Here is a 14,914-nt window from a genome sequence, read left to right on the forward strand (position 1 = left end):
ATGAGTGATGAACTACAAATTAAACGAGATTTTGATACCATTTTTAATATTACTTCCTCTGCTGGATTTCTAAAAATGGAATCATTGAATGGTGAGATTCCGTTTTGGATTGCACCATATGAGGTGAAGTTACATAATGAGTATGAGAAACAAATTGAGAACCTAAGGAAGAAATTAAAAACTAATTCAATCCAAGCATTAGTAATCGATTTATTTGAATTATCATCGGAGATAATATTCGAGGATTTCTCGATTGACCAAATCGAAAAATTGGAACAAAGGAAGAATAAGGATCAATTTAAACGTGCATTACAAGCGACTTTAAATATTCATGAAATATTCATACCTAAAATTAAAGAAAGACTTGGATCAGAATATTATGATCTTTTGATTTTAAAGAACGTAGGAAGTCTATATCCATTTATGCGTTCGCATACTATATTAAACAACTTACAAAGTGCCATTAAAACAAAACCTGTATTAATGTTTTATCCGGGTACTTACACCGGACAGTCACTAAACCTTTTTGGGGAGTTGATGGACGATAATTACTATAGAGCAAACAACATACTAAAACATAAAAAATTCATCCATGAGTAAATTTAAACAGCTTTTTCTTAACGATTACAGCAGACCTATTGAAACGGTTGTAAAAGCTGATGACAAGGAACATATTTATACTGAAGTTAAAGAATACGTTGTAACGAATGAGATCCAAAAACGTATTACAAATTTCTTTGAAGCATATAATGATCAAGCCACAACTAATGGGGTTTGGATTAGTGGTTTCTTCGGTTCAGGTAAGTCTCACCTGTTAAAGATTCTTAGCTATGTACTTGAAAATAAAATTGAAAATGGTGAAGCTTTAGGACAAATTTTTGCAAACAAAATCCAGGATGATCCGAAGTTAAAAGCAGATATTGAAACTTCATTATCTAAATACCAATCGGAAAGTATTTTGTTTAATATTGATCAACATGCTCAGATTACTTCTAAGAAAGATAATGATGCTATCTTACAGGTTTTCTACAAAGTGTTTTACGATCATCAAGGTTTCTTTGGATTTGCTCCCCATGTTGCAGAGTTAGAATCATATTTAACAGAAGAAGGTGTTTACGATCAATTTAAAGTTGAATTTGAAAATGAGTTTGCTAAACCGTGGATTGAGGCACGTAATAAATATTCACACCCTTTAGTAGAAGAAGCAATTACAATTGCGTGTGCTAAGGTGTTTAATAAGCCTGAAGAACAATTCGAAGGGTATTTAGACAAATTAGAAAATCAACTGAAGTTTTCAATCGAAGATTTTGCAAATCGAGTACAAAAGTATATCAATAGCAAAGGGAAGAAATTTAGACTTAATTTCTTTGTCGATGAAATTGGTCAATATATTGCCGATAACGGAAGCCTAATGTTGAATCTTCAAACTATCGCAGAATCTTTAGATACCAAATGTAATGGTAGATCGTGGGTTATTGTAACATCACAACAAGATTTAGAGGCGGTAATTGGTGATGAAACAATCAAACAGAACCAAGATTTTTCTAAGATCCAAGGTCGTTTTGCAATCAAGATTCCATTAACCTCATCAAATGTAGATGAAGTAATTGAAAAACGTTTATTAGAGAAAAATGATACTGGTAAAAGTGAGTTAGGATCATTTTATACGAAAGAAAATCAGAACCTGAAGACACTTTTGAGTTTCTCTGAACATGGTGTACAATTCCTTGGGTACAATGACACGAATGATTTTGTAAATAAATATCCATTTGTTCCATATCAATTCGATTTGTTCCAACAGTGTATTAAGTCATTGTCTAAACATAATGTATTCCAAGGACAAAATGCATCTGTAGGGGAACGTTCAATGTTGGGAGTGTTTCAAGAGGTTTTAAAATATATTCCAGAAGACAGCTCAATCGAACATTTGGTATCATTTGATCAACTGTTCAATGGTTTAGAAACAGCATTAATCTCTAATGCCTACAATTCAATTTTATTAGCAAATAATCAATTAAAGCATAATCCACTTGCTATCCGTATTCTGAAAGCATTATTCTTAGTGAAATACTACGATAGTTTTAAAGCGACACAACGTGATGTAATGGTGTTACTTTTAGATGATGCTACGGTTGATTTAACGAAATATACAGAACAGGTTGAGCAAGCACTTACTTTATTAGAAGAACAGTCTTATATTCAACGAAAAGGGGATTTCTACGAGTATTTAACGGATGAAGAGAAAGATGTTGAGGAAGAAATTAAATCAACTGAAATTGATTCATTAGCAATTGAGAAAAGTATCAACGAATATGTTTTTGATGGAATAATCAAAGAAACTAAATTAAAATATTTTTTTAACAAACAAGATTTTGAATATTCTCGATACGTTGATGGTACACTAATGAACAACCGTGATCGTGAGATTAAAATTCATATAGTTACACCAGTATTTACTCAATATTCTAATGACAATTATTTTACTGGTAATACAGTAGCAGAAAATGGATTGTTGTTTATTAAATTGCCAGAAGACAAACGATTACTTTCTGAAATCCGTATGATCAATAAAACGGAATCTTACATTCGTAAAGCAAATTCGAATGCAGCAAGTGATTCGGTGCGTAGAATTTTAATGGAGAAAGGGAATCAATTAACGGAGCGTAAAGCAGCAGTGATACGTTTACTTGAACAATTGATTCCAAAAGCTACCTTCTATTTAAATGGACAAGCTTATTTTGGTTCTACATCAAATGATGCTAAAACAAAGGTCTTAGATGCATTCCAAAACTTAGTTGAAGTTGCTTATTCAGATTTAAAGTTAATTGGTACAGCTAATTATGATGAAGGGCAATTAAACGTGATTATGAATCGTTCATCAGCTGAATTATTTGGTGATGATGAAACATCATTAAATGATGCAGAGAAGCGTGTATTATCATTTTTAGAGCGTCGTAAACAAGGACAAGAATTAACAACATTATCAGCGATTAAAGATATGTTCCAAACGAAACCTTATGGTTGGAAACCGTTGGCAACATTTTGTATCGTAGCATCATTATATAAACGTGGTAAAATTGAAGCTAAAAAAGATTTCACAATCTTAGATGATAAAGCCTTCCTAAGAAGTTTAGATAACAATACAACTTGGAATGCAACAACGATAGAGGTTCAAGTAGAAATTGATCCACGCAAACTGAATCAATTAAAAAGCTTACACAACGATTTATTCAACGAGTCAAATGTTGGGATAGATCCTCGTAGTATTGCTCAAAATTTCAAACAAAAAGTTAACGAAGAATCAATTAAGGTTAAAGGATATTTAAACCAAGCTTCAAATTACCCATTTTTAAGTATTCTGAGTACGTTTAAAGATAGTTTGGATATAGTATATCAATTAGATCAGAATAAGTTATATGAAGAGCTTAATAGCTTTGAAGATGAGTTGTTAGACTTTAAGGAAGATGTGTACGAAGCGATCCAGGAATTCATGTCTGGAGAGCAAAAAAATATCTTTGATAGCGTTCGTTTATTCTTAACAGGTAATACGTCTAATTTCAATTTTGTCGAGAAACAAAAGATCGAAAAATTAGAAGGAATATATAATGATGCTAAACCATACGCACAAAATAAAATGCGTGATGCTAAAGCGTTAATGGATGAAATTAAGAAAGAGGTTTTAGAGATCATTAAACAAGAACGTACACAAACTATTGATGCTTTCGAGAAGACAATTCAAAAGTTGATGGATGATGAGCTATTCAATGAATTAAAAGAAAACCAAAAGGATATTATTTTAATTCCATATCGTGAGAAGATTGAATCTTCAAAGGATGAACGTTTCATCGAATCATTACAATTGGCACGTAAAACATTAGAAGAAATGTATACGAACTCTATGAATAAGATCGTCGAATTCATTGAGAAAAACAATCCTCAGCCATATCCTGATGAACCACAAGTTGGTACTGGTGATAATACAACTCCAGTAGTAAAAGAGCCTGTTGTTAAACCAAAAAGCTTTATCAATAAAACAGAAGTTTTAAAGCTCGTAAAGTTTACGAAAGCTCGTTTGGAAAGTGCAGATGATGTGGAAGCTTACATTACTGAATTAAAAAACAAAATGATCGAACAAATTAACCAAGACAAAAATATTACGCTATAACCATGAATACCTCTCAACTAAAATCTTTTGCACAACAAGCTCGTTTAAAGTTAATGGAGCAAGTTGGTGCTAAACTACATTATGTATTAAATGTAGATTCAGCAGCAATTCGTGGGAAAGAGCAAGAATTAATTAAATTAAAAGCAGAGCTGAACGAAATCGGTGAACAAGCTTTAGTAGAAAAAGTTGCTTATACTTGGTTCAATCGTTTAGTCGCTATTCGTTTCATGGATGCGAATGGTTTCCAACCATTCAATGTGTCGATTATTTCTCCAGTAGAAGGTTCTCAATCTTCATTAGCTGAAGTCATCGAATTGATACAAGGTGGAAACATTCCAGAAGAATTAAACTTAGATCGTGGTTTAATTAATGATCTGTTAGATGGTAAAGCCGTTTCTAACAACCCCAACAACGAAATTATGCGTATGGTGTTGGTGGAAGCGTGTAATTACTACCACAGTTTATTTCCGTTCTTATTTGAGAAAATTAATGATTATACCGAATTACTTTTACCAGACGATTTAGTTTCTCCGATTTCTATCCTTGCCGATGTTGTAAAAGGGATGTTGAAAGAAGATTGTGCCGAAGTGGAGATTATCGGTTGGTTGTATCAGTTTTATATTTCTGAGAAGAAAGATGAAGTTTTTGCAGGTACAGGTAGAGTTAAAAAAGAAGATATACCAGCAGCTACCCAATTGTTTACACCACGTTGGATTGTAGAGTATATGGTGCAAAATACGGTTGGGAAACTATGGTTGTTAAATAAACCAAATTCTTCGTTGAAGGATTTTATGCCCTATTATATTGAGACTGAAAATACTGATGATTACTTACACATTAATTCAGTTGAAGAAATTAAATTGTTGGATCAAGCGTGTGGTAGTGGACACATTTTGGTATATGGTTTTGAGTTATTAGCCAAAATATATGAGGAAGAAGGGTATTCTTCTTCAGAGATTCCTGCTAAGATCATTGAGAATAACTTGCATGGTTTTGAAATTGATGAACGTGCATCACAATTGGCATCATTTGCAATTGTAATGAAAGCACGTCAGTATTACCGTCGTTTTTTCCGTAAGGTAGCTGAACCTAAAATCGTGTGTTACATTGATACTCGTTTTACAGAAGACGAGATTGCAACGATTATAGACAAATACAACGTAAACGATCAGAATGTACTAAGCTATGATCTTAAGTTATTAGACCAAGCAACGAATTTAGGATCGTTAATGCAACCTTATTCTACGTTACAGGTTTTAGAAGCTATTTTAGCCCAACTACAAGCTGAAGGAGAGACTTCAGACTTATTTTGGTATCCAACCCAAGAGAAGTTAAAACTTGCTTTGAAACAATTAATTCCTTTAGCGCATAAATACCATTGTGTGGTAGATAACCCCCCGTATATGGGTGGTGGAAATATGAATAATGAGCTAAGTAATTACGTAAAAAAGAACTACCCAAAGTCGAAAGCCGATTTAATGGCGTGCTTTATGGAAGCTGGATTAGCTGCTTTAGTTGATAAAGGTTATTTAGGAATGATTAACCAACATTCATGGATGTTTTTATCTTCTTATGAACAGTTAAGAAAACATTTAATCGAAACTATTCATATTGATACATTATTACATCTTGGTCCACGTACTTTCCCAGAAATTGGTGGTGAAGTGGTACAAAATGCAGCTTTTACATTTGTTAATCATATTTCATATTCAAAAGGTAAATACCTACGCTTATTGAATTATGGTTCATCAGAATTAAAAAGAAATAAATTAATAAATATATTAGAACAAGATAATTCTGATAGTATAATTATTTCTGATCAAAATAATTTTAATAAAATACCATGTTCTAGATTAGGATATTGGGTTAATGAAAATAATTTCCATTTATTTAGTAATAAAAAAGTAAGGACAATCAGTGTGCCTCAAACAGGTTTACAAACAAGTGATAATACAAGATTTTTAAGGGAATGGTTTGAAATTAAAATTCAAAATTTAAATTTTAGTTGTAAATCTGTTTTTGATACTACACATAGACAATATAAATGGTATCCTTATAATAAAGGTGGGAATTATAAATGGGCAGGAGATAGATATGCAGTAATCAATTGGGGAAACAATGGATTCGAGATAAAACAATTTAATGCTTATTTAAATTCAATAAGAAGTTCTTCTATAGGAATAGGAAGTATTGAATATTTTTTTAAATCTGGAATTACAACAAAAAAAATAGGTGGGAATTTTTCAGCAAGATTTGTGCCTGAAGGGTTTATTTTTGACTCTGGAGGACCTTTATTTTTTTCAGATAATGATAAATATTTACTTGGATTTTTTAATAGCACTGTAATCAAGTTCTTTCTAAGTATATACAATCCCACTTTAAATTTTCAAGTTGGTGATATTTCTGATGTACCAATAATAATTTCTAATGAAGATGTTATCAATAAAATTGTTCAAAATTTAATTAATATATCATTAGTTGAATGGAATTCTCGTGAAACTTCATGGGATTTTACTAAAAATGAATTAGTCCGTTTATCGAGTGAAAAATTATCATCTTCAATAGAGAGTTATAAAGCATACTGGAAAGAACAATTTTATAAATTGCATCAAAATGAAGAAGAATTAAATAGCCAGTTTATCGAAATTTATGGTTTACAAGATGAGCTTACAACAGATGTTCCTTTAGAAGATATTACGATCCTAAAAGACGAAACGGAGATTGTTAATGGAGAATTGGTGTTTAAGGAGAAAGAACTTATTGTTCAGTTTATTTCCTATGCTGTGGGTTGTGTTTTTGGTCGCTATTTTTTAGATAAAGAAGGTTTAATTTTAGCTAACCAAGGAGAAACGTTCCAAGACTTTTTAGCAAAAGTGGGTAAATCCAAAGAGCAATTACAATTTGTACCAGACGAAGATAACATTGTACCCTTACTAGAAGAAGAATGGTTTTATGATGATATTGTAACACGTGTAAAAGATTTTGTAAAAGCTGTTTGGGGTAAAGCTTCGTACAGTGAAAACATTGCTTACATAGAAAATACTTTAGGTAAAGATTTACGCAAATATTTGGTGAAAGATTTTTATAAAGATCACATCAAACGATACAAAAAACGTCCAATCTACTGGCAATTCAGTTCACCAAAAGGTGCGTTTAATGTGTTAATTTACATGCACCGTTACACTAAAGATACGTTAAGCGAAATCTTAAATGGTTATTTACGTGAGTTTATTGGTAAACTAGAAAACCATATCAAGCATTTAGAAACAGTTGTGGTTACAGGTTCAGCAGCAGAACAAGCCAAAGCACGTAAAGAAATCGACAAACTTAAAAACCAAATCGATGAGTGTCGTGCCTACGAAGTAGAATTATACAAATTAGCAGCAGATCGTATAGAAATCGATTTGGACGAAGGGGTATTGGTCAATTACAACAAATTTGGAAATGTAATTGCTCCAGTAGCTGGGTTAAACGATAAGAAAGCAAAAGATAAAGTGAAAAAATTCGATTGGATCGATACAACACAAATCCGATGAATAAATTAGAAGAAGCATTACTTCAGTTGTTTCAGAAGCATCGTATCATTGTTTGGTACGATGCTGAGAAACAATATGAAGATGAAATAAAACAAACTAATCTTCCATCGGTGGAGATCATCCACGTGAATGGAAATGAGTTTACAGTAAAACACCAGGTGTTACAAGTAAAACCTCAACAACAATTTTTATTGTACATTCCTTATCCAAGGCCAGAAAACGAAGACAACTGGTTGTTGGATATCGAGCTGTCGCACCAATTGTTTCATACCGATCAAGAGTCGATGTTGTTACAAGAATTGGATTTACCTATTCAGTACAAAGAATGGGCTAAAACGCGTACAGCTTATTTTAAGAATAAAGAACGTAAAAAGAAATTCTTAGAATTAGCCGAGAAATCAGATCTACCAGAGGTTTTAGATCAGAAGCTATTACAAGTGATTTTAGGCACGTTAACAACTTCAACAGATGATTTTATCCAAAGTTATGTAAAAGCATTTGTAGAAGAGAAAGAAGAGCAAATTACAAAAGATTTGGCTCGTTATAATTTAAAACCTGTCTTTTGGGAGTTGGTGGAAAAACAATACCATTACCAACACGAAGATCCTACGATTTACGATTTTGTTTTAGAAGTTTTTTATGCCAATTCAAGTTTCACAGAAAATCGAAATAAAATCAGTCGCGATGCCATTGTGTTGTACCAAAAATGGAAAGACATTAACTCCTTTAAGGTGGTTTTGGACACGTTATCAGATAAGATAGCTTTGGATATCAATGTAGAACAGAAGATTGATTTAACGTCATCAGAATCCTTGTTGTTTGATGACACTTTCAGAGAAGTAGATCAACGAATCATCAGAGATTTACGTGATGTGATTTTAAATCAAAACATCACCGCGGAATCGTTGGATAAAATCTGTAAAGATCGAGAATCGAGTAGATGGTACAAAGAATATCAAGATTTTTACGATACATTACGTTATGCATCAAAATTGCAAGATTACTTAACAACGGTTGCAATTCCATCATTCCAAAGTTTCGAAGAAGGTTTCGCGTTTTATACTAACGAAGGTTACAAAGCAGACCAATTCTACCGCAAATTTATGTACCATTATCGCTTAACCAATAATAATGGGTTTAGAGTATTATATGATGAAGTGCATAAATGGTACACGAATACTTGGATGTTTAAACTTTCAGAAAATTGGCAAACTTTACTGAATCAGAAACAAGAATGGTATGTTGGTGATCAATCCATTAAAGATTTCTTTAAACGAAATGTAAAGCGTAGATACATCGATCGCAATACAAAAGTTGCGGTGATTATTTCGGATGCATTCCGTTACGAAATTGGTCAAGAATTAATGGATCGTATCAACAAAGAAAACCGTTTTGATGCAACATTAGATTATCAAATAGCAAATTTACCTTCTTATACACAATTGGGTATGGCAAGTTTATTACCACACCAGGTTATTGAAATCAGAGAGGATGGATCTGCATTCATTGATGGCTTATCTACCTTAGGTTTAGAACCTCGTAAAAAGGTTTTAAATCAAATTGGTCGTGTTAAAGCGGAAACAATCTCAGCTGAAGATGTTAGTACCTATAAAACGAAAAGTGAACAAGCCATTCGTTTAGTAAAAGACCACGATGTAATTTACATTTACCATAACCGTATTGATAAAACTGGTGATGATAAAACATCTGAGGTGAAGGTAATTGAAGCTGTTGAAGAAGAAATTAAATTCATCATCGGTTTAGTTCGATCACTAACAAATTTTAATTTAAATCATATTTTAGTTACTGCCGATCATGGATTCATTTACCAAGATCAGGAATTGAATGAAATAGATTTTGTTCAAGATACTTTCGAAGGGGAAGCATTCAAAATAAACAGAAGATTTATTTTAGGTAAAGGTGTTAAAGGAAATTCAGCGTTAACTACTTACCATTCTGATCAATTAAACTTAAAAGGAGATTTTGATGTATTGGTTCCTAATGGTTCTAACCGAATGAGAGTACGTGGTGCAGGTAGTAGATTTGTTCATGGAGGTCATACGCTTCAAGAAGTTGTGATTCCAATTGTTGCAATTTCTAAGAAACGATCAGATACAATTAAGAATGTATCAATCGATGTATTGAACAAAGGAAATAATCGAATTACAACCAATATCCATACAGTAAAATTATATCAAGAAGAACCAATCTCTGCAAGTGTACGCGAACGTAATGTGAAGGTATATTTTGTAAATAGAGAAAATGGTGCTGATGAACTGATCAGTGATGTGTTTATGTACAATTTTGATTTTACATCAGAACGTGCGGAAGATCGAGAGAAGGTAGTTCAATTGAATATCTTATCAAAAATCTATCGTTCGAATAACGTATATTTAAAAGTAGATACTGAAGTAGAAGGAAGTAATACATTTATAAACCTGTTTGAACTTCATTACAACCTAAATATTTCAATGGAAAACGATTTTGACTTTTAGCTATGAAACCACTAGATGAGAAAATAAACCAGGTATTTGAAGGAAAAGTAGTTAGAAAGGATTTAACTTCAAAGATAAAAGGAAATGCCATCGTTCCTACTTATGTGTTGGAATACCTTTTAGGTCAATATTGTGCGACCAATAATGAAGAAACTATTTCAGATGGTATTGGTAAGGTAAAAACCATTATCGAACAACATTTCGTACACCGTGATGAAGCTGAGGAAATTAAATCAAAAATTCGTGAGAAAGGAAATCATCGAATCATTGATAAGATCTCAGTTAAACTAAATGATAGTGCAGATAGATATGAAGCTCAGTTTGCAAATCTTGGATTGAAAAAGATTCCAATCAATGATGCATTTGTGAAGCAACATCCAAAGCTTTTAAGTGAAGGAGTCTGGTCATTAACTACGATGGGTTATGAGTTTGTCGAAGAGAAGAAAACGTCACCATGGGTAATTGAGAATGTTAAACCGATACAGGTTGTTAGAGTTGATTTAGAGGAATATTTTGAGCTTAGAAATCAATTGTCTACAGACGAATGGATCAACTTGCTTATGCAATCTATAGGACTAAACTTTGAAGAGTTTTCGGATCGTAGTAAACTAATTCAGTTATCTCGATTGATTCCATTCTGTGAAAATAATTTCAACCTAATCGAATTAGGACCGAAGGGTACAGGGAAGTCTCACATTTATTCTGAGTTATCACCTCATGGTATTTTAATTTCAGGTGGGGAAGTGTCGAAAGCAAAATTATTCGTCAACAATTCAACTGGTGATATTGGTTTAGTTGGGTATTGGGATGTTGTGGCTTATGATGAGTTTGCCGGAAAAGGAAAAACGATTGATCGAGGATTAGTGGACATCCTTAAAAACTATATGGCGAACAAATCTTTTTCTCGTGGCACGAATGTTTATCAAGCAGAAGCTTCAATGGTTTTTGTTGGGAACACCAATCATTCGGTTCAGTACATGGAAAAGCACAGTAATTTATTCGAAGCGTTGCCAAAGGAATATTACGATACAGCCTTCTTAGATCGTATTCATTTGTATCTACCTGGTTGGGAAGTTTCTAAGCTAAGAAATGAGCTATTTACACATGATTTTGGATTTATCGTTGACTATTTAGCCGAGGTATTAAAACACTTACGTAAAAAGGATTACAGCAAGGCCTACCAACAATATTATAAGCTTTCCGATACGATTACGACACGTGATAAAACAGGTATCGAAAAAACATTTTCAGGTTTAGTGAAAATTTTATTTCCTGATGGAAATTTTACGAAAGAAGAATGTAAACGTATCTTGGATTTCGCTATAGAAGGAAGAAAGAGAGTTAAACTTCAACTTCAAAAAATGGATGAAACCTTCAATGATGAGGTTGTTAAATTTGAATATTTTGACAATGAATCGGGTACTGTTTTCAAAGTAGATACCTTGGAAGAGTTAGAGTTCGGAGACTTTAGATTTGAAGCTCCAGAACTATCAATGGAAGTCAAAACATTTACTGATGAAATTGGAGATGAACCTAAATTAGAAATTGTCAATCAAGATCAACCTATTATCCTGTTATCTGGATATAGTAAGTCTATTCGTGATAATCAAACAAATATTTCTTATGATAGATTGTTTGGCTACTACTTAGAAGGTGCTAATGAATTTGTAGTGCAAGACCCTTTTATTCGTATGCCTCATCAATTCCGTAATTTTATGGAATTATGTGCGTTGATTTTGAAGAAAAATGAATCTCAAGACTTGATCAAGATCCACTTGATTACATCTAATACTCCAGAGTATATGGATAATGCTATCGCTTCATTTAGAGAAATGCAAATGTCATTAGAAGAAATGGGAGTGGAGTTTACGTTCGAAATGAGTGAAACAGCACATGATCGTAGTATTGTTTGCAATAACGGTTGGAAAATAATACTTGGTCGTGGGTTAGACATTTGGCAAAAGACAAATCGTTATGATCTCGCTGAAATCCTTCAAGAGAAAAGAAAATGTAAAGAATTTGATGTTGTTGTAATAGACAATTAAATATAAAGCAGGATTTATTCCTGCTTTTTTATTATCCTCCCTCTGGAGTCCTCCTTCCGTATCCTGTTAAATTACCCTCCCTCCGTTTACAATTTCTGAACAAGTAAGTTGGAATGAAAAAAAAAATAACCAGTTCAAATTTTAAATATTTTAATTGGACATAAAATATATATCTAAAAATAATCCAACAATACTATTATAGATTATGAAAAATAAATAAAAACATAGATTATTGAATTTCAATGAATTATTGTTTTTATTAAAAATATTTTTTATAAAAAACTTTACATTTTACTAATGTCCAGTATTTATGATATAGTAGGTTGCTGTCATGGGCACCCTATACAATATGAGTAAGTAATACTCTATTATAAGTTAAATAAATATGGAGAATTTTAAACCAACAAAATATTTTATAGATAATGAATTAACAACTTTATCTGATAGACATTTAAGACGTAATTGCGCAAAAGCCCTTGAAAATGGAGAAACATATGTAAAAATTGGAAAAAATAAGAAGCAGAAGGATATTTGGTTAATAGAAGTATCATCAATTGGGTTAGTTGGTGAAAGAATTCGTAAACCTAAAAAGGAAATTAAACCAGAAAATTACTTCAATATTGAGGTAAGCATCAATTTTAATGATCGATCTGATTACGTATATTATTCTGAAATTGTAAGATTGTTTAAATTTTACTCCGGATGTGATTTAGTTTACAAAATAGAAAATGATCCGTACAATAAATACAATAATCATCTCCATATGGGAGTACATGGTCAATATAAAACTGTAAAGAAATATATAGATTATATAGTCCAAAATATTCTACAAAAAAAATGCAATATGTATTATGATAAATCAACCGGAGAACATAAATCTTCTGTACGTGTTAGAAAAATTGTTGATGAGGATGCTTTTGTGGATTATATAAGTAAAGGTTATGATAGATTAGGTGGTGACTTTCCTATTTACCTTATTTAGCTTAAAACCAACTCCATTCACCAAATTTCTATTATTTTTCTAAAATTTTCACTAGAATAAATCACAAGTAATTGATTTATAGTGTTTAGTATTTATTTTAGTTGAAAATAACATGTATTTTAATGCAGAAAATGATACATAAAAGTGCTTTAAATAGTAGAATTGAACATAAAACGAGCACTAAAATACCCCTGCAATACTATACTAATTTTTTCAATTTTTGTACTGTACCACTACTTAGTTTGCATAACTTCATAACCTCTCTAATTGATCTGCCTTTTCGAATTAGTCGTATTGCTTCTGGGTATTTTTCAAGAAATTTTTGATTGGATTCTGTTGACCCAACATTTCTCCCCAGTTTACCACCTTCTGCGATGTATTTTCTTCTTCCGGAATTCAAACGCTCCTTTGTTAATTCTAGCTCATTACGAGCCATTACAGCAGCTATTTGAAGCATTGCCTGAGCCATTGTATTCTCCTTTCCATTAATGAAAGTATGTAATTTGTAATTATCTATCAACAAGTTTATTTGGTGCTTATTGCATTCTTCTAGAAATAGTGAAAATGTAGAAATCTTTCGAGAAATCCTTGAAACTTCTGTTACTAGAATATTCTCAATATTATTCTCAATACAATATTGGAGAATTGAATCATTTTCTATTTGATTATCCAAACCACTTTTATAATAGGAAAACGTTTTGACAATTTCATATGCACCTTGATATAGATCTGTTAAATCTTCAACTTGACGAGAAACATCTTGTTTAGTTTCATTCGTTGAACATCTTGCGATAATAATAGCATTTGGTTTCATGTTATATCAATTTTAATCAAAGATAAAAAATAATACAATATAGTGTATCAAATTTATATTGAAAAAGATATAAAATGATACATTTATAATGTTGATACACTAAAACCCTTCAAAAACGCCTAAACCAAATAAAGCGAAATCATATTTCACTGGATCATTTGCATCCAGTTCGCGGAGTTTTGTATCCAGTTCTTTCAACGCTTTTGCATCATTTTGTTTTCGTGTCAAAATCCCTAATTTTCGTGCAACATTACCCGAATGTACATCTAAGGGACATGATAAAATAGACGTTGGAATAGATTTCCATATTCCTAAATCCACCCCTTGATTATCTTGTCTACAAAACCACCTCAACATCATGTTTAACCTTTTTGCAGCTGAATTATTCAACGGATCTGAGACGTGTTTCGTTGTTCTATCCAAATGATTAATTTCAAAAAAAGTTTGTTTGAATTTAGAAATTGATTCCTGTGTTGAATCGGAAGTTTGATGTTGACTAAAAACATGTTCTAAACCATCATGATTTTGATAAATATTACGAAGAGATTTCAAGAAAAATTTTAAATCTTCACTATTAAATGTTCGGTGAACAAATCCATCAATAGTATTAATATTATTATCGGACGCATTCATCAAAAAATCATAAGGAGAGTTGCCCATTAAATTCATCATCTTATTTGCGTTTTTGATAATCATTTTACGGTTTCCCCAAGAAATTGTTGCAGCTAAAAATCCAGCAATCTCAATATCTTCCTTTAATGAATAACGATGAGGTATTTGAACTGGATCAGAATCAATAAATTCTAATGTGTTGTACTGAACCACTTTTTCGTCTAGAAAATCCTTAATATTAGTCATAATTCAAAGATACAAAGAA

The 14,914-nt window shown here is 31.9% G+C and carries 8 protein-coding genes; 6 read left to right on the forward strand and 2 right to left on the reverse strand.

Translation table 11 applies throughout. The annotated features are described in order from the left end of the window. The 6 genes from QHG34_RS12275 to QHG34_RS12300 all read left to right on the forward strand — a co-directional run bounded on the left by QHG34_RS12275 (position 1) and on the right by QHG34_RS12300 (position 13,223). Positions 1-600: a DUF1788 domain-containing protein gene (locus QHG34_RS12275; protein ID WP_276681393.1), complete on the forward strand. Its 600-nt coding sequence runs from the start codon at positions 1-3 to the stop codon at positions 598-600. Then, entirely contained in the window at positions 593-4,165 is a 3,573-nt protein-coding gene (gene brxC / locus QHG34_RS12280) for a BREX system P-loop protein BrxC (RefSeq protein WP_282630495.1), read from the forward strand. Before QHG34_RS12275 ends, brxC begins: the two co-directional genes overlap by 8 nt. Positions 4,166-4,167: 2 nt before the next feature. Next, complete coding sequence (pglX, locus tag QHG34_RS12285; protein ID WP_276681389.1) at positions 4,168-7,701, forward strand: BREX-1 system adenine-specific DNA-methyltransferase PglX; 3,534 nt, start codon at positions 4,168-4,170, stop codon at positions 7,699-7,701. After that, positions 7,698-10,196 (forward strand): BREX-1 system phosphatase PglZ type A, encoded by a 2,499-nt coding sequence (gene pglZ, locus QHG34_RS12290; RefSeq protein ID WP_276681388.1) that lies wholly within the window; start codon positions 7,698-7,700, stop codon positions 10,194-10,196. The genes pglX and pglZ overlap by 4 nt, the downstream gene beginning before the upstream one ends. 2 nt (positions 10,197-10,198) lie before the next feature. After that, on the forward strand, positions 10,199-12,241 hold the full coding sequence (gene brxL / locus QHG34_RS12295; protein WP_276681386.1) for a BREX system Lon protease-like protein BrxL: 2,043 nt from the start codon (positions 10,199-10,201) through the stop codon (positions 12,239-12,241). 385 nt (positions 12,242-12,626) lie between these two features. Next, positions 12,627-13,223 (forward strand): hypothetical protein, encoded by a 597-nt coding sequence (locus tag QHG34_RS12300; RefSeq protein WP_276681384.1) that lies wholly within the window; start codon positions 12,627-12,629, stop codon positions 13,221-13,223. A 199-nt stretch (positions 13,224-13,422) separates the two neighbouring features. Here QHG34_RS12300 and QHG34_RS12305 read toward each other — a convergent pair whose 3' ends face one another. Continuing rightward, the gene (locus tag QHG34_RS12305) at positions 13,423-14,037 is read right to left on the reverse strand and encodes a recombinase family protein (RefSeq protein ID WP_276681381.1); all 615 of its coding nucleotides are present in this window, start codon (positions 14,035-14,037) and stop codon (positions 13,423-13,425) included. A 99-nt stretch (positions 14,038-14,136) separates the two neighbouring features. After that, positions 14,137-14,895, reverse strand: a complete 759-nt coding sequence (locus QHG34_RS12310) for a TIGR02757 family protein (RefSeq protein ID WP_276681380.1) — start codon at positions 14,893-14,895, stop codon at positions 14,137-14,139. Positions 14,896-14,914 lie beyond the last annotated feature (19 nt).

Origin of the sequence: Empedobacter sedimenti, from assembly GCF_030005555.1 — a bacterium.
Lineage (GTDB): Bacteria > Bacteroidota > Bacteroidia > Flavobacteriales > Weeksellaceae > Empedobacter > Empedobacter sedimenti.